Below are 16,198 nucleotides of genomic sequence, written 5' to 3' on the forward strand. Positions count from 1 at the left end.
GGTGCGCGGCGTGCTGGGGGGATTGTTTCGCGGGTGATATCTCCCTCTCTCCCCGGACGGGAGAGAGGGAGAAGGGCGTGGTTACTTCTTGATCAGGCCGATCTCGACCAGGCGTTCGTAGAGATAGTCGTGCGCGGTGATCGGGGTTTCGTAGCGGTTGGGGTTTTCCGCGCTCACCGTGCCCGGCAGCGTTTCGATCAGGAAATCGGGCGCGGGATGCAGGAAGAAGGGCATCGAATAACGCGAATGGCCGCGACGCTCGGGCGGCGGGTTGACGACGCGGTGGGTGGTCGAGGGCAGGACGTGGTTGGTCAGGCGCTGGAGCATGTCGCCGACATTGACCACCATCGCGCCCTCGGGCGGCTTGATCGACAGCCACTGGCCCGAATCGCGGTCGAGCAGTTCGAGGCCCGCCTCCTCGGCACCGAGCAGCAGCGTGATGAGGTTGATATCCTCATGCGCGCCGGCGCGAACCCCTTCCGCATCGACAGGGATCGGCGGATAGTGGAGCAGGCGCAGCACCGAGTTGCCGTCCCGCACCGCCGGGTCGAACCAGTCGGGTGCGAGCTTCAGATGGCGGGCGATCGCGGACAGCAGGCGGTCGCCCGCGCGGTCGAACGCGGCGAACAGCTCGACAAAGGTGTCCTTGAAGCCCTCGGGCCGGGTCGGCCAGATATTGGCGGGCATCTTGTCGGCAAAGCGGTGGCCGGCGGGCAGCTCGCGGCCGACATGCCAGAATTCCTTGAGATCGACCACCTTGGCATCCTTGGCGATCTCGGTCTTGAACGGCGTGTAGCCGCGCGCACCGCCGCCGCCGGGGACGTGATATTGCCGCTTCTCGTCCTCGGGCAGAGCGAATAGCGCACGGGTCTCTGCCCAGGCGTGGTCGATCAGGTCCTGGGGAATGCCGTGATCGGCGACGATGGCGAAGCCGAAGCGTTCGAACGAGCCGCCGAAATCGGCGGCAAAGCCGTCCGGATCGCGCGCCTGATCGTTGAGGCTGAGGATCGGCACCTGGGCCGTGGGCGTATCGAGCATGAAAGCCTGTCCAAACAAAAAGCGTCCTGAAGCCGTCATATAGGAGGTGCGGTGCGCGGCGGATAGCGGTGGCGGTGGCCGTGCGTACGATGGGTTCCGCGCGCCGCATGGCCCCGCTATGGACAGCCATCATGACCGATTCCCCTTCGCACCCCGCGCCGGACAGTCCGGGCGCGCCGATCGGCTTTGTCGAATTCGTGCTGCTGGTCGCCGCGTTGATGGCGCTGGCGGCGCTGGGGATCGATTCGATGCTGCCCGCCCTGCCCGCGATCGGCGACAGCCTGAACGTGCGCGATGCCAATGCGCGCCAGTTCGTCATCACCGCCTTCCTGATCGGGTTCGGCGTCGCGCAACTGGCGCATGGGCCGTTGGCGGATCGGTTCGGGCGGCGGCGGGTGCTGATCTGTGCGCTGGTCGGCTATGTGATCGCCAATGCGCTGGCGGCGGTGGCGGGCAGCTTCACGCTGCTGCTAGCGGCGCGGGTGTGCGGCGGAGCGGCGGTGGCGGCGACGCGGGTGGCGACGGTGGCGCTGGTGCGCGACTGTTATCAGGGCCGCGCGATGGCCAAGGTGATGTCGATCGCCTTCATGGTGTTCATGGTGGTGCCGGTGCTGGCGCCCGCCTTCGGCGAGTTCATGCTGATCTTCGGCCGGTGGCGGGTGATCTTCTGGGCGATCGCTGGCCTCGCCGCGCTGGTGCTGGCGTGGTTCGCGATCCGCATGCCCGAAACGCTGGCGCCGGAGCGGCGGCTGGCGATCGCACCGGGACGCATCGCGCGCGGCTGGTGGCAGACGGTGAGCGACCGGCTGTCGCTGGGATACACGCTGGCCTCCACCGCGCTGATGGGCGCGCTGTACGGCTATCTGAACTCGGTCCAGCAGATCATGGCGGAAACCTTCGGACGCCCGGCGCTGCTGGCGCTGGTGTTCGCCACGACCGCAGCGACGATGGCGGTGGCGAACCTGCTCAATTCGCAGATCGTGATGCGGCTGGGGACGCGGCTGATCAGCCACGGCGCGGTAACCGCGCTGATCCTGCTGTCGGCGATCCATCTGGCGGTGGTGTGGACCGGGCACGAGACGCTGTGGGCCTTTGGCGTCCTGCAGGGCCTGACCATGGCGTGCTTCGGCCTGGCGACGTCCAACTTCTCGGCGATGGCGATGGAGAATATGGGCGGGATCGCGGGCACCGCCTCCAGCGTACAGGGCTTTACCAGCATTACTTTCGGCTCGGTGATCGGTGCGCTGATCGGCCAGGCGTTCGACGGCACCCCGGTGCCCCTGATCGCCGGGTTCCTGGTCGCGGGGCTGATCGCCTTCGGCCTGGTCTTCGTCACCGAGCGCGGTCACGTCTTCCGTCGCGGCTGACGGAACCCGGCCCGCCGCCCCGCCGTTCGACCTCCCGAAGCGATTTTTTCGCAAAGCAGGAGGCGATCATGGGCGGACATCAGGTTCAGGGCCGGGGCACCGGCGACGATGGCTGGGACGAGGAAGGCTATGACGAAAGCCAGCGCGCCGAAATCCTGGAGGCGACGCGCAATGGCCCGACCGACGGCGTGCTGCTGACCGATGTCGATCCCGATCTGGGGGATGACGATGCAGAAGACGAGCCGATCGACGAACTGGACATGGATTCCGAAGAGGTGGGCGAAAGCGACGCCACGGTGACCATGGATCCGGACGATATCGACGAGGATGACGTTCAGGACGATTTCGACGCCGATACCGTCGAGGATGACGAACTCGACGACAAGGATGATGCCGCGCTGCGTCCCTGATCGCGTGATCCCCCCCCTCAGCCGGTGCCCCCTGTCGGGGCGCCGGCTTTTTCGTGTTTTCACAACGTTGTCATGTCGCTCTGCAACAGTGATGTTGGGCGCGTGGCGAACCGGTCGCAGGTGAGTCGCGAAGTTCGCCTGTCATAACCCATGCTGTTCGAGCCCTTGCTGCCTCATTTTTGGCGCAAATCAGCCACTCTTCAGGCGGGTTGAAGGCAGGGCCACATCCCGCCCACAATCCGTTCATCTGAGTGACAGGAACTGTTGCGTTGCAGCAACACCAGCCAAAAAGGCACCCCTGTCGCGTCATGTTTGTGCAACCCGCACCGGTTTGCGCGGTTAAGCGGGTCACGGGCGACGCGGCGCATCAGGCTGCAGCCCCCCAAATAGAAGAAGAAGGGTATCTCTCATGCGTAAGCTTTCCCTCGCAGCCGCGATTGCGGCGGCGTTCGTTGCCGTCCCCGCAGCAGCCCAGGACACCTATTCCGACTCGTCGGCACCCGCGACCGCGCCCGACGGCACCAAGGCGTTCGGGTTTGAGCCGTATGTTGCGGTGATGGGCGGCTGGGAAGGTTTCGACCGTCGCGTCGGCCACGGCATCCCCGACACCGCGATCGGCGGCCGCAAGCTGCAGGGCGCGATCGTCAACGGCATCGTCGGGGTGAACGTTCCGCTGGGTCCGGTGTTCGTCGGCGCCGAGGGTGAAGCCATGAAGGGCGTCGACGGCGCGATCGACTGGGGCTACGGCGCCGCCGGCCGCTTCGGCTTCCGTTCGGGCGAGAGCGGCCTGTTCTACGGCAAGGTCGGCTATCGCTGGGTGAACTTCGCCCGCTACGGCAACGACAGCCCCGATTTCCACGCGATGACCTATGGCGTCGGCGCTGAAGTCGGCCCCAAGGACATCGGTCTGGCGGCATCACCGGCAATTCGGGCCTGCGCTTCCGCTTCGAGGTCTCGACCTTCGGCGACGCGGACAGCTTCCGCCCGACCGCGGGTGTCGTCGCACACTTCTGATCGGTTACCGATCCAGTAAAAGCGTACCAGTAAAGCGTATCGCAGCGGGGTCCGGCCAAGTGCCGGGCCCCGTTTTCTTTTGGCCACGCCCCACCCCATATCGACGCCATGAGCGGACGGGTGAAGCGCAAGGCGGCGTTGGCGGCCGGGGAGGCGAGGGCCGCAGCGGAGGTGACGGACAGCGACGCGTGTGCGCTGTGCGGCCGTAGCCTGGGGCGCCGGGTGGAATGGCACCATGTCGTCCCCAAGAGCGAAGGTGGGCGCGAAACCGTGCCGGTGCATCCGATCTGCCACCGCACCATCCACGCTCTCGTCTCCAATGCCGATCTGGCGCGGCATTTTGCCGATCTGGAAACCCTGCGTGGCCGCGAGGATATGACGCGGTATCTGAAGTGGATTGCGAACAAGCCGCCCGATTTCCATGCGCCGACACGCAAAATGCAGGGGTAAGGTCGGTTGCCGTGATGCGGGCCGACTCCTAACGCATTGTCATGGCACGAAATGGTTTGCGGGCTTCGTCAGGCGGGTTTTTGCGGGAGGCGCGGCTGGTCCTGATGGGACTGGCGCTGGGGCTGGCCCTGCCGCATGTCGCGGACTGGCGGCGGGTGGGCGATGCGGTGGCGCACGAGATCGGCGTGACCGATCTGGAGCGGGTGCTGCGCCGCCTGTGGCCGGGCCGATGGGCGCCACCGGGCGAGGCGGCGAGCGGCCGGTTCGTCCGCTGCCGGCGTGGTGCGCGGGCGGACTGCGTCGTCGATGGCGACACGTTCCGCATGGGCGGCGACACCATCCGCATCGCCGATATCGACACGCCCGAGACGCACCCGCCACGCTGCCCGGCCGAGGCGCGCAAGGGCGAGGCGGCGACCGAGCGGATGCGCGAATTGCTGAACGCAGGGCCGTTCGTGATGGAGCCACAGTCCCGCGCCCGCGACAAATATGGGCGCAGGCTGGCGGTGGTCAGCCGCGACGGCGTGTCGCTGGGTGCGCAGCTTGTGGAGGAGGGGCTGGCGCGGCCCTATGCCGGAGGCAAGCGGCGGGGGTGGTGTTGATCAGGTAGTTTGCATCGATCATTCAACATCACAGAGACAGGCGTTCATGAAGGCTTTTCCATAAGGCAGCACAGATAAAACGTGCTTTGAATAATGAACTGTCCACTCCCCTTCATCTGTCGAGGTGACATTTGAAAAATCATGAAGCGTCTCGGCATATGATATGAGTTCGTCATATCTGCCAGGCGCGCTCAAATAGGTGTCCCTTATTATCTCTAGAATTCCTAATCCTGCTAAGTTTGACACGTATAGGGGAGTATTCGACCTGAAAGCTAGGCCTTGAGGTGGAAGTGTAATTAGATCCGCGATAACGTTTCTGCCGCCATTAGCGCCGAGCTTTAAACTAATATCGACAATCGGATGGCGGCTCGCTGTCGACAGATGTTTTAGAAATATAGCTTCATCAGGTGATAGAGAAGATATTACCTGAGTAAAGCTGGGATGCGCTTGGGAGGCGGTTGAGTTCGTCGCGGCCTTTGCCAACAGCTCTATGTACATAGATCTGAGACTTATATCCTCGGTTCTGGACAAATTCTCCATGATCGGAACGCCAATTTCCGGTGATACGTCAATGGTGTCCTGTTCTGGTATGCTCGAAAACCTATCCGCAATTTCAGAGAACTTTCGTTCTTCAAATTTTCTTGCGGTCTCGTTTGCTAGACGTATTGGGAGTAGTAATGTGTTACCCAATTGCAGAACGGTTGAGAGAGCTTTCCCGACCTGTCGAACACCGGGTTGAGCAAGATCCTTATATACGAGCGGAATAATTCCGCCCTCAACGATTTTACCGGCGATTGTCGAAGACAGGTCGGGCATATGTATCCTCCTATTCGGCAGCCACACCCGCCTGCGAGAACATGTCACCCATGCCGGTGCCTTCTTCGTTCGCCGGCTTGGCGCCCTTGGCCTTCTGGCGCTTGTCGAACGAGTCCCACACGTCGTTCCACTGGCCCTTGGTCGCGGCCTTGGAATATTCGGTGGCGCGCTGTTCGAAGAAGTTGGCATGCTCGACGCCGTTCAGCATCGGGGCGAGCCAGGGCAGGGGGTGCTCGTCGATCATGTAGATCGGCTTCAGGCCGAGCTGGCCCATCCGCCAGTCGGCGATGTAGCGGATATACTTCTTGATCTCCTTGGGCTTCATCCCCTCGACCGGACCCATTTCGAAGGCGAGGTCGATGAAGTTGTCCTCCAGGCGGATCGTCGTCTGGCAGACATCGGCGATGTCATCCTTCACCGCCTTGGTCAGGCACTGGCGCTCGTGGCAGAAGGTGTGGAACATCTTGATGATGCCCTCGCAGTGCAGGCTCTCGTCGCGGATCGACCAGGTGACGATCTGGCCCATGCCCTTCATCTTGTTGAAGCGCGGGAAGTTCATCAGCATCGCGAACGAGGCGAAGAGCTGTACGCCCTCGGTGAAGCCGCCGAACATGGCCAGCGTGCGGGCGATGTCCTCGTCGGAATCGACGCCGAAATTCTGCATGTAATCATGCTTTTCCTTCATCTCGGCATATTCGAGGAAGGCGCCATATTCGCTTTCGGGCATGCCGATCGTGTCGAGCAGATGGCTGTAGGCGGCGATGTGCACCGTCTCCATGTTGCTGAACGCGGTCAGCATCATCTTGATCTCGGTCGGCTTGAACACGCGGCCGTATTTCTCGTGGTAGCAATCCTGCACCTCGACGTCCGCCTGGGTGAAGAAGCGGAAGATCTGGGTCAGCAGGTTACGCTCGTGATCGCTGAGCTTCTGCGCCCAGTCGCGGCAATCCTCGCCCAGCGGCACCTCTTCGGGGAGCCAGTGAAGCTGCTGCTGACGCTTCCAGAACTCGAACGCCCAGGGGTATTCGAAGGGCTTGTACTGCTTGGAGGCTTGAAGGAGGGACATGGGGATTACTCCGGTACGAAGAGTGTGAAGGGGCGCGGGGCGCGCGTGGCGCCACGGGAAAACGGGTGCGGGGTCATGGGGCCACGCTCCATGCCTTGAGCGCCGCGGCGGAGGCGGCGAGCGAGGCGGCGCCGGCCAGCGCCATGATGCCGATCATGCGATAGGCATAGACCTTGCCCGCGCTTTGCGGACGGACGAGCGCGAGCAACAGGCCGGCACCGATCAGCGCAAGCACGCCCGCGACGATATACATGATCGCCCAGCCGGTCACGATGCCACCATTTCGGGTGCGGTGCGTTGGCACGTCGAACCCATCACAGGAGGACACCGATGGTCGATATCAGCCAGATTCAGGAACACGCGGAAGTCATCGGCGCGGACGGCACGCATGTCGGCACCGTCGACCATGTCGAGGGCGATCGCATCAAGCTGACCAAGAACGACTCGCCGCAGACCGAGGACGGGCAGGGCGCGAAGCATCACTATATCTCGATCGGCCTGGTCGCGGATATCGAGGACGGCAAGGTGCGCCTCTCCGCCAACGGCGCCGAAGCGGTGACGTTCGAAGAGACGGAGTGACGACTGCTTCCCTCTCCCCTTGTGGGAGAGGGAGGGGCCCGCTGCCGCAGGCAGTGGGAGGGTGAGGGAGCCGCTCGTCATAAGCGGCCTCTTGCCTTATGCGCGATCGCGCTCGTGATCATGGCCACGACGCCATCGATGTTCGTCATCACCTCTGTGTTGCCGAAACGGATCACGTCATAACCTTCATTGCGCAGGAAACGCGTACGCTCCGCGTCCTGATGAGTTTTGCCTGCGTGATCATCGCCATCCACTTCGACGATCAGGCGTGGCCCATGCGCGCAGAAATCCACGTGATATGGGCCGAAAGGAACCTGTCGACGAAATCTGGCGAGCGGGAGAGCCTCGCGTAAAGCGCGCCATAGACGGCGTTCGGGTTCACCCATTTGCTGCCGCAGGCGTCGTGAACGGAGCGTGGTGTCTGCGGGTAGGCATTGCCGTTTGCTCTGCCCATCCACGTTGCCCCTCACCCTCCCACGCGGCGATGCCGCGCGGGCCCCTCCCTCTCCCACAAGGGGAGAGGGACATGGGCCGTCCGCCGTCACCTCACTGGCACGCCAGGCATTCGTCATAGTCGGTCGATTCGCCCAGATCGAATTTCGGCTTGTCGATCGTATTATCCGCCTCGACGCCGCCCGATCCTTCGGACCCTGCAAAGCCGGCGCGCTGGACGGATTTGGAGCGCAGATAATAGAGCGACTTGATGCCCAGCTCCCAGGCGCGGAAGTGGAGCATCAGCAGGTCCCACTTCTCGACATCGGCCGGGATGAACAGGTTCAGCGACTGCGCCTGATCGATGAACGGCGTGCGGTCACCGGCCAGTTCGAGCAGCCAGCGCTGGTCGATCTCGAAGCTGGTCTTGTACACGTCCTTTTCTTCCTGGGTCAGGAAGTCGAGATGCTGGACCGAGCCGCCATGCTCCAGGATCGAGCTCCATACCGCCTCGGAATTCTTGCTCTTCTGGTTGAGCAGCTTTTCCAGATACGGGTTCTTGACCGCGAAGCTGCCCGACAGCGTCTTGTGCGTGTAGATGTTGGCCGGGATCGGCTCGATGCACGCGCTGGTGCCGCCGCAGATGATCGAGATGGAGGCGGTCGGCGCGATCGCCATCTTGCAGGAGAAACGCTCCATCACGCCGACATCGGCGGCGTCGGGGCAGGGCCCGCGCTCGACCGCCAGCGTCATCGACGCCTGGTTCACCTGCGCGTTGACATGCTTGAACATGCGCAGGTTCCACGACTTGGCCATCGCGCCCTCGAACGGGATGCCGCGCGCCTGGAGGAAGGAGTGGAAGCCCATGACGCCCAGACCCACCGAGCGCTCGCGCCCCGCGGAATAGGCGGCACGCTCCATGCCCGGCTCGTGCCGGTCGATATAATCCTGCAACACATTGTCGAGGAAGCGCATCACGTCCTCGATGAACTGCTTGTCGTCCTTCCACTCGTCCCAGGTTTCCAGGTTGAGCGACGACAGGCAGCACACCGCAGTGCGATCGTTGCCGAGGTGATCGACGCCGGTCGGCAGCGTGATCTCCGAACACAGGTTCGAGGTCGAGACCTTCAGACCCAGATCGCGGTGATGCTTGGGCATCGTGGAGTTCACGTGATCGGCGAAGACGATATAGGGCTCGCCGGTCTGGAGGCGGGTTTCCACCAGCTTCTGGAAGAGGGAGCGCGCGTCGAGCGTGGCGCGGACTTCGCCCGTCTTGGGGCTCTTGAGCTGCCATTCGGCGCCGTCGCGCACCGCCTCCATGAAGGCGTCGGGGATGAGGACGCCGTGGTGGAGGTTGAGCGCCTTGCGGTTGAAGTCGCCGCTGGGCTTGCGGATTTCCAGGAACTCCTCGATCTCGGGATGCGAGATGTCGAGATAGCAGGCGGCCGAGCCGCGGCGCAGCGAGCCCTGGCTGATCGCCAGCGTCAGCGAATCCATGACGCGGACGAAGGGGATGATGCCGCTGGTCTTGCCGTTCAGGCCGACCGGCTCGCCGATGCCGCGGACATTGCCCCAATAGGTGCCGATGCCGCCACCGCGCGAGGCCAGCCACACATTCTCGTTCCAGGTGTCGACGATGCCGTTCAGGCTGTCGGGCACCGAGTTGAGATAGCAGGAAATGGGCAGGCCGCGCCCGGTGCCGCCGTTCGACAGGACGGGGGTGGCGGGCATGAACCACAGTTTCGAGATGTAATCGTACAGGCGCTGCGCATGGGCGGCGTCATCGGCATAGGCGGAGGCGACGCGGACGAACAGGTCCTGGAAGCTCTCACCCGGGAGCAGATAGCGATCCTTCAGCGTCTCCTTGCCGAAGTCGGTCAGGTTCGCATCGCGCGCGTGATCGACCTCGACCGGATAGGGCTGGGGGCGAATCGCCTTGCTGTCCGCTGCCGCGGGGGCAGGGATGGCGGGGGCGTCGAGTGCCATGCTGGTCTGGGCCTTGTCGATCGTGTCGGTGGTCATGTCGCTGTCCCGGCTGAAGTCCATCGCGAAGCCGCTCCTTGTTCTCAATTCGTTCGACTCGTGGCGTCCGCCCAGTCTAACCGCAAGCGGCTGGTTTGTTAGAACAAAAAGAGACCATGCGTCACGTTTCGCGCGCGACGGACCCTTGCCGGCCAATGGAGGATCGGCCGTGTTCCTACCAGAGCTTGGGTGGGCCCCTCGCGTCTTATACCAGTGCTTGTGTATAATCCGTGTCAGGCTCGCAAGAGGATAAGCGGCGAGGCGAGTATCGGTTCCGAGGGCCGAAGCGGCCCCGATCGGCGCGACGCATGGATGTCTGCGGGGTTCGCGAAGCGCAAGAGGCAAAATATTTTTTTGGGGTATCGCCCGGCCGCCCAGACACCAGGGGCAGACACAAGGGATGGTGTCGCGCATCGTGACCCGACCACCAGCTTCGGTGCCGCCATGGTGCCACAGGAGGGCACGCGCGTCGCCCGAGTTGAACGGCGCGGCGGCGGTCGATACGGGGAGGGCATGTCGCTAGGCCTGCCCTTCATCCTGATCCTTCTGGCCGGAATCGGGATCGCCGTTCAGGCGCCGACCAACGCGGCGCTGGCCAGGATATCGGGATCCGTGCTGCTGGCGGCGCTGGTATCCTTCCTGGTGGGCACGGTCGTGCTGCTGGTGGCGTGGATGGCGCTGGATCGCACCATGCCGGCGGCGCTGAAGGGGGCGCCGTCCTGGGCGTGGCTCGGCGGCTTCTACGGAGCGGGCTTCGTCGCGGCGATCGCCTTTGCCGCCCCGCGACTGGGACTGGCGACGGCGCTGACCGTCGCGATCGCCAGCCAGCTGGCCACCGCGCTGGCGCTCGATCATTTCGGGATGCTGGGGCTCAGGACCGATCCGGTGACGGTGCCCAAGCTGCTGGGCGCCGCGCTGGTGATCGCAGGCGCGGTGCTGGTCCGACGCGGATAGCTCAACGCTCGTTCGCCTGGCGCAATGACCGTGCGGGCGGGTTGAGACGCTCCAGGTTGAAATGCTCGGCAAACTGGATGCCGGCGCGGCCATCGCGTGCCCAGCGCACCTGGGCGGTGAACATCTGGTCTTCCAGCAGTTCGATCAGCAGATCGATGCCGACCGCATCGCCGTCAATGGCAAGGCCGTCGATCATCGCGCCGGTCGCGGACATGTCGCGGATCCGCACATCGCCGTCGATGACCCCGCCATCGGCATTCTGGATCGCCACGCGGGCAGAGCGCAGCATCTTGATGCGCGGCGCACGGCTGACCCGGAATCCGGTGGCGGTGGCATAGCCGCGCCTGGCGGATAGCTGCGCCAGCGCGTCATCGGCGTTGGCCGGCTGGCCATAGACGAAGCCCTGGATGTGGCTGCACCCCAGACCGGCGAGCAGGGTGATCTCGTCCTGATGCTCGACGCCCTCGGCCGTGGTCTCCATGCCCAGCGTGTCGGCCAGCGTGACGATCGCCCGCACGATCGCGGCGTTGCGGTTGCCGGCCTGTGCCGTGCCGCGGACAAAGGACTGGTCGATCTTGATCTTGTCGATCGGGGCGGTGCGCAGATAGCCGAGACTGGAATAGCCGGTGCCGAAATCGTCAAGCGCCAGGCGGATGCCGAGGCCCTTCAGCGCCTTGAACATCTGGTCGGTGTCCGCCGACCCGTCGAGGAACACGCCCTCGGTTATCTCCAACTCCAGCCGGTCGGGAGCGAGCCCGGCATGGGCGAGCGCGCTGGCGACCAGATCGGGCAGGCGGTGATTGGCGAACTGGATCGGCGACACGTTGACCGCGACGCGGACGCCGCCCGGCCAGCGTGCCGCCTCGCGACAGGCGGTACGCAGCACCCATTCGCCAAGCGGTTCTATCAGGCCGCATTCCTCGGCAATGGGAACGAATTCGGCCGGCGATACGGCGCCGCGCGTCGGGTGCGTCCAGCGGAGCAGCGCCTCGTAACCGACGATGCGGGCGTCGCCGGTCGCGACGATCGGTTGATAGGCCAGGTGGAAGCTGCCCTGCGCCAAGGCTTCGCGCAGATCGGATTCGAGCCGCTGGCGGGTGCGGGCGCCCTCCAGCATCTCGTCGGCATAAAAGCGGTGGACGCCGCGCCCGTCGCCCTTGGCGGCGTAGAGGGCGAGATCGGCATTGCGGACCAGCGTCTCGCCGTCCTCCCCGTGATGGGGGGCCATGGCGATGCCGATCGAACACCCGATCGTCACCGCGCCATCGTCGATCATATAGGGTTGCGAAAGCGTCGTGATGATCGAGCGTGCCAAGTGCCCCAGTCGTTCGCGGGCATCGATATCGGGGAGCAGCACCTGGAACTCGTCGCCGCCCAGGCGGCCGACCAGCCCGGCATCGCCGACGCAATCCTCCAGCCGCCGGGCAACCTGTTTCAACAGCGTGTCGCCCGCCTGATGGCCGAGCGTGTCGTTCACCGCCTTGAACCGGTCGAGATCGAGCAGGAACAGACTGGCGGGCCGGTACGCGCCGGACCCGCCCGCCAGCGTCTTTTCAAGCGCGGTGCGCATGCGCTGGCGATTGGCGAGGCCGGTCAGGCTGTCGGATAGCGCAAGACGGGTAATCTCCGCCTGCGAGCGCCGCTTTTCGGTCAGGTCCGCGCCTGAGCCGATGAAACCCTGGAACCGGCCAAGCGAATCGATCATCGGCCGGCCCGAGATCGACCACCACCGCGTGCCCTCCGCATCGGCCGCGGCGCAGACGGAATAATCGGAGAAGCCGGTGCGCGAGGCGAGGTGAAAGGCCAGGGTGCGCTCCGCGCCGGTGGCCAGCGTATCGATGCGGAACAGATCGGACAGGGCCGCCTCGCTTGTGCGGGTGCCGTAGCGGGCAAGATCGGCGGCAACCTTTTCGCTGAGATAGGTGAGGCGGCCATGACGATCCGTTTCCCAGAACCAGCCGGTGCCCTGGTTCTCGAATTCCGCCACCATCTTGGCGGCGGTTCGGCTGTCGGCCAGTTCCCGCGTCCGGAGGTCGGCGGTCACCCGGTCTACCAGGCCCAGCCGCCGGCTGACCAGGATCAGAGCGCCCAGACACGCCAGCGCCGTGACCAAGGTCGCGTCCAGCCCCTTGAGCACGGCAATGGTCAGGACCAGTCCGGCCGCGAGTCCCAGCGTCATCGGCCGCACGTCATGCGCGGCCACGACGCTCAGGCCGATGGCGCCGGCCAGCGCCACCATGCAGCCCAGCCGCACCGGATCGGGCAGGTCGGTCGCGATCCACATCTGCATGGTAAGCGTCGCGGCCAGCAGCGCAGCGAGGGTGGCAAGGACGCGGTGACACTGAAAGGGTTGCCACTGTTCGCGCACCATCCAGCGGAGCAGCGGCATGCCGCCCCCCGACAGGAACAGCCCGAGCCCCGCGAACAGCGCAGCCGGCATCAGCGCGGCCGTGTCGCCACTGCGTGCCAGCATGACGATCAGGAAGGCAGAGGCGGCCGCCTGCGCCACCACCGCAAAGGGCCAGGTGGCGGCAAGCTGATCCTGCCGGACCTGCTGGAGGATCGCCACCTGCTCGCGCTCATCCTCCGCCAGCCCCAGCAGACAGGCGATCGACACGGGTCCGTCGGGAGAAGCTGATCGCGGCATGACCCCGATGCTAGGCGAGCCAGGTTGCGAAACTGGACAGTGGATGTGGTTAATGCCGGATGCCGGCCGATTGCATCATCGGCGCGCTTCGCGCAAAGGCTTGCCCATGACCACGATCATCCGCGACACCGACCTGATCGAGAGCGTGGCCGACGCGCTCCAGTTCATCAGCTACTATCACCCGATGGATTATATCCGTGCGCTGGGCGAGGCCTATGAGGCCGAACAGAGCCCCGCCGCCAAGGATGCCATCGCCCAGATCCTGACCAACAGCCGCATGTGCGCCGAGGGGCATCGGCCGATCTGCCAGGATACCGGCATCGTCACCGTGTTCGTCAAATGGGGGCAGGATTGCCGCCTGTCGGGCGATCGGTCGCTGCAGGAGGTCGTCGACGAAGGGGTGCGCCGGGCGTACCTCCATCCGGAAAACAAGCTCCGCGCCTCGATCCTGGCCGATCCCGCCTTCACGCGGCGCAACACGCGCGACAACACGCCTTCGGTGCTGCACGTCGAGATGGTGCCGGGTGCCAGGGTGAGCGTGGATGTCGCCGCCAAGGGTGGCGGCAGTGAGAACAAGTCCAAGTTCAAGATGATGAATCCCAGCGATTCGATCGTCGATTGGGTGCTGGAGATGATCCCGCAAATGGGTGCCGGCTGGTGCCCGCCCGGCATGCTGGGCATCGGCATCGGCGGCACCGCGGAAAAGGCGATGCTGCTCGCCAAGCAGTCGCTGATGGGCGCGATCGACATGGGGCAGTTGCGCGCGCGCGGCCCCCGCAACGATATCGAGGCGCTGCGCATCGAACTGATGGACAAGGTCAATGCGTTGGGCATCGGCGCACAGGGGCTGGGCGGGCTTTCCACCATTCTCGACGTGAAGATCCTCGACTGGCCGACGCATGCCGCGTCGAAGCCCGTAGCGATGATCCCCAACTGTGCCGCGACGCGCCATGCGCACTTCACGCTGGACGGCAGCGGGCCGGTCTATCTGGAAGCCCCCAAGCTGGACGAGTGGCCCAAGGTCGACTGGAAGCCCGATGTGGCGGCCAAGCGCGTCGATCTCGACACGCTGACCCCGGAGGTGGTGCAAAGCTGGAAGCATGGCGATCGGCTGCTGCTGAACGGCAAGATGCTGACCGGGCGCGACGCTGCGCACAAGCGGATCGCCGACATGCTGGCCAAGGGCGAGCAACTGCCGGTCGAGTTCGCGGGCCGCGTGATCTATTATGTCGGGCCGGTCGATCCGGTGGGCGAGGAAGTGGTTGGTCCCGCCGGCCCCACCACCGCGACCCGCATGGACAAATTCACGCGCATGATGCTGGAACAGGGGCTGCTGGCGATGGTCGGCAAGGCCGAGCGCGGGCCGGCAGCGACCGAGGCGATCAAGGATCATCGTTCCGCCTATCTTATGGCGGTGGGCGGTGCGGCCTATCTGGTGGCGCGCGCGATCAAGGGATCGAAGGTGGTCGGGTTCGAGGACCTGGGCATGGAGGCGATCTACGAGTTCGAGGTACAGGACTTCCCCGTGACGGTGGCGGTGGATGCCGAGGGGCAGAATGTCCACCAGCTCGCGCCGCTGGTGTGGCGGGAAAAGATCGCGAAGGAAGGGCTGCTGACGCCGGCTTGAGGGTGCATCGGGCGCTTCATTCCGGTCGTCCGTATGTGCCGGCGACGGGAATGAAGCGGTGCATTATGATATCCGCCAAGGCGGATAGCGCCGATTGGCTCCGGCCTTGAAGATGCACAGGCTGTTGCCGGCGGGGTCCGTCAGGCGCGCCTCGCGCCATCGCCAAGACTGATTGGCGGGTGCGGTGTCGAACACGATACCATTACTGCGAAGATGTCGCACCGTGTCATCGACATCATCGACTTCAAGGTAGATGACGGGGCCACCGGCAGGCACGGCATCCTGCACATGGATCGAGAAGGTGGCTTCTCCGTCCGGAAGCTCGAAGCGCGCATAGCGCCTGTCCGCCGAGACGATCAGGCGAAAGCCCAATTTTGCGTAGAAGGCGATGCTTGCGTCAAAATCCGTCGCGCCGACGGTAATCTGGTTCAACCTCATCGCATATTCCATGCTTAACGCCGGATATGAGAAGAGGCTGCCGGGAGGCGTCTCACGACGTCCCGACAGCCCCTAAACATGGTCAGCGGCCGGAGAGCTCCAGCCCGGGAGACCATGCAGGCCTCAAGACCTTTGGGACCATGCCGTTGCTTGGGGGAGAATACCCCCCGGCCGGTCCGGCGGCCTTAAAAGCGCGTCCCCCGAACGAACTGAACCGACCCCATTGCTGAACCATGAGACATCGGATCACCTCCTTTCGCTTGTTGATAGCCAATGCAGCCATCGCTGGCCGCATCGCCAATGTGTGATGCCCGGCGGCGATAAACAAGTCTTGTAATAACGGGTCGTTTGACCGACCCTCTTGCGCCGCCGATGAGTCGATCAGCCGCGGCAGTCCTGCGTCACACGACCGATCTCGGCATAGGCCGGTACCACTAGGGGCGGCGTGCCCGGCTGCTCCAGCACGAAGCGGCCGCGGGTGAACGCCATCGCGTCCAGCAGCGAGTCGCTTGCCGCCAATACGGCCGCGCCGCCTGACTGCAGGGGCAGTGGGCGCGTGGTGCTGGAGGTGCGGATCGTCGCGGTGCCGGCCTGCGCTCCGGAGCGCACCAGCGTGATGCGTCGGGTCGCCGTATCACAGCGCAGCGTCAACACCGGCGTGCCTGTGCCGAAATTCGCGACCGATCCGTCCGCCTGACGCGTGTAGCGCCAGGTTCCGGGCGTCAGGGGCCAATCG

The 16,198-nt window shown here is 64.7% G+C and carries 15 protein-coding genes and 2 pseudogenes; 8 read left to right on the plus strand and 9 right to left on the minus strand.

The genetic code is table 11. From position 1 onward, the window contains the following. Positions 1-81: 81 nt before the first annotated feature. On the minus strand, positions 82-1,038 hold the full coding sequence (locus Q0U08_RS09595) for a 2-oxoglutarate and iron-dependent oxygenase domain-containing protein (RefSeq protein ID WP_298091219.1): 957 nt from the start codon (positions 1,036-1,038) through the stop codon (positions 82-84). A 131-nt stretch (positions 1,039-1,169) separates the two neighbouring features. Here Q0U08_RS09595 and Q0U08_RS09600 point away from each other — a divergent pair, with 131 nt between their 5' ends. The 5 genes and pseudogenes from Q0U08_RS09600 (at position 1,170) to Q0U08_RS09620 (ending at position 4,881) form a co-directional block, all read left to right on the plus strand. Continuing rightward, positions 1,170-2,405: a multidrug effflux MFS transporter gene (locus Q0U08_RS09600; RefSeq protein WP_298091220.1), complete on the plus strand. Its 1,236-nt coding sequence runs from the start codon at positions 1,170-1,172 to the stop codon at positions 2,403-2,405. Between the two features lie 68 nt (positions 2,406-2,473). Beyond that, entirely contained in the window at positions 2,474-2,815 is a 342-nt protein-coding gene (locus Q0U08_RS09605) for a DNA primase (protein ID WP_298091222.1), read from the plus strand. 409 nt (positions 2,816-3,224) lie between these two features. After that, positions 3,225-3,829: pseudogene (locus Q0U08_RS09610) on the plus strand (opacity protein). Between the two features lie 108 nt (positions 3,830-3,937). Then, complete coding sequence (locus tag Q0U08_RS09615) at positions 3,938-4,279, plus strand: HNH endonuclease (RefSeq protein WP_298091223.1); 342 nt, start codon at positions 3,938-3,940, stop codon at positions 4,277-4,279. A gap of 41 nt (positions 4,280-4,320) precedes the next feature. Next, positions 4,321-4,881: a thermonuclease family protein gene (locus Q0U08_RS09620; RefSeq protein WP_298091225.1), complete on the plus strand. Its 561-nt coding sequence runs from the start codon at positions 4,321-4,323 to the stop codon at positions 4,879-4,881. Positions 4,882-4,899: 18 nt separating this feature from the next. On the opposite strand, the gene Q0U08_RS09625 is transcribed toward Q0U08_RS09620, so the two are convergent. The 3 genes from Q0U08_RS09625 to Q0U08_RS09635 all read right to left on the minus strand — a co-directional run bounded on the left by Q0U08_RS09625 (position 4,900) and on the right by Q0U08_RS09635 (position 7,067). Further along, positions 4,900-5,697 carry a DUF4393 domain-containing protein gene (locus Q0U08_RS09625; protein ID WP_298091226.1) on the minus strand — a complete coding sequence of 266 codons (798 nt, stop codon included), beginning with the start codon at positions 5,695-5,697 and terminating at the stop codon, positions 4,900-4,902. 10 nt (positions 5,698-5,707) lie between these two features. Then, positions 5,708-6,763 (minus strand): ribonucleotide-diphosphate reductase subunit beta, encoded by a 1,056-nt coding sequence (locus Q0U08_RS09630; protein ID WP_298091227.1) that lies wholly within the window; start codon positions 6,761-6,763, stop codon positions 5,708-5,710. A 73-nt stretch (positions 6,764-6,836) separates the two neighbouring features. Further along, the gene (locus Q0U08_RS09635) at positions 6,837-7,067 is read right to left on the minus strand and encodes a hypothetical protein (RefSeq protein ID WP_298091229.1); all 231 of its coding nucleotides are present in this window, start codon (positions 7,065-7,067) and stop codon (positions 6,837-6,839) included. 26 nt (positions 7,068-7,093) lie between these two features. Here Q0U08_RS09635 and Q0U08_RS09640 point away from each other — a divergent pair, with 26 nt between their 5' ends. Then, on the plus strand, positions 7,094-7,342 hold the full coding sequence (locus tag Q0U08_RS09640) for a DUF2171 domain-containing protein (protein WP_298091230.1): 249 nt from the start codon (positions 7,094-7,096) through the stop codon (positions 7,340-7,342). A 77-nt stretch (positions 7,343-7,419) separates the two neighbouring features. Here the strand turns inward: Q0U08_RS09640 and Q0U08_RS09645 are convergent, their stop codons facing one another. Together Q0U08_RS09645 and Q0U08_RS09650 are read right to left on the minus strand one after the other, a co-directional pair. After that, on the minus strand, positions 7,420-7,728 hold the full coding sequence (locus tag Q0U08_RS09645; RefSeq protein WP_298091231.1) for an endonuclease domain-containing protein: 309 nt from the start codon (positions 7,726-7,728) through the stop codon (positions 7,420-7,422). 160 nt (positions 7,729-7,888) lie between these two features. After that, positions 7,889-9,820, minus strand: coding sequence for a ribonucleoside-diphosphate reductase subunit alpha (locus tag Q0U08_RS09650; protein ID WP_298091233.1), 1,932 nt, complete (start codon positions 9,818-9,820; stop codon positions 7,889-7,891). Between the two features lie 489 nt (positions 9,821-10,309). Here Q0U08_RS09650 and Q0U08_RS09655 point away from each other — a divergent pair, with 489 nt between their 5' ends. Continuing rightward, the gene (locus tag Q0U08_RS09655) at positions 10,310-10,750 is read left to right on the plus strand and encodes a DMT family transporter (RefSeq protein ID WP_298091234.1); all 441 of its coding nucleotides are present in this window, start codon (positions 10,310-10,312) and stop codon (positions 10,748-10,750) included. 1 nt (position 10,751) lies between these two features. Here the strand turns inward: Q0U08_RS09655 and Q0U08_RS09660 are convergent, their stop codons facing one another. Further along, positions 10,752-13,367, minus strand: a complete 2,616-nt coding sequence (locus tag Q0U08_RS09660) for an EAL domain-containing protein (protein ID WP_298091235.1) — start codon at positions 13,365-13,367, stop codon at positions 10,752-10,754. Positions 13,368-13,503: 136 nt separating this feature from the next. Between Q0U08_RS09660 and Q0U08_RS09665 the strand changes: the two genes are divergently transcribed. Next, a complete protein-coding gene (locus Q0U08_RS09665) occupies positions 13,504-15,024 on the plus strand; it encodes a fumarate hydratase (RefSeq protein ID WP_298091236.1) in 1,521 nt (506 codons plus the stop codon). Between the two features lie 63 nt (positions 15,025-15,087). Here the strand turns inward: Q0U08_RS09665 and Q0U08_RS09670 are convergent, their stop codons facing one another. Beyond that, positions 15,088-15,462 (minus strand): VOC family protein, encoded by a 375-nt coding sequence (locus tag Q0U08_RS09670; RefSeq protein WP_298091237.1) that lies wholly within the window; start codon positions 15,460-15,462, stop codon positions 15,088-15,090. A gap of 381 nt (positions 15,463-15,843) precedes the next feature. Further along, positions 15,844-16,198, minus strand: a pseudogene (locus Q0U08_RS09675) (hypothetical protein); the annotation flags it as partial.

It is taken from the genome of uncultured Sphingomonas sp., from assembly GCF_946477935.1.
Taxonomy (GTDB): Bacteria; Pseudomonadota; Alphaproteobacteria; order Sphingomonadales; family Sphingomonadaceae; genus Sphingomonas.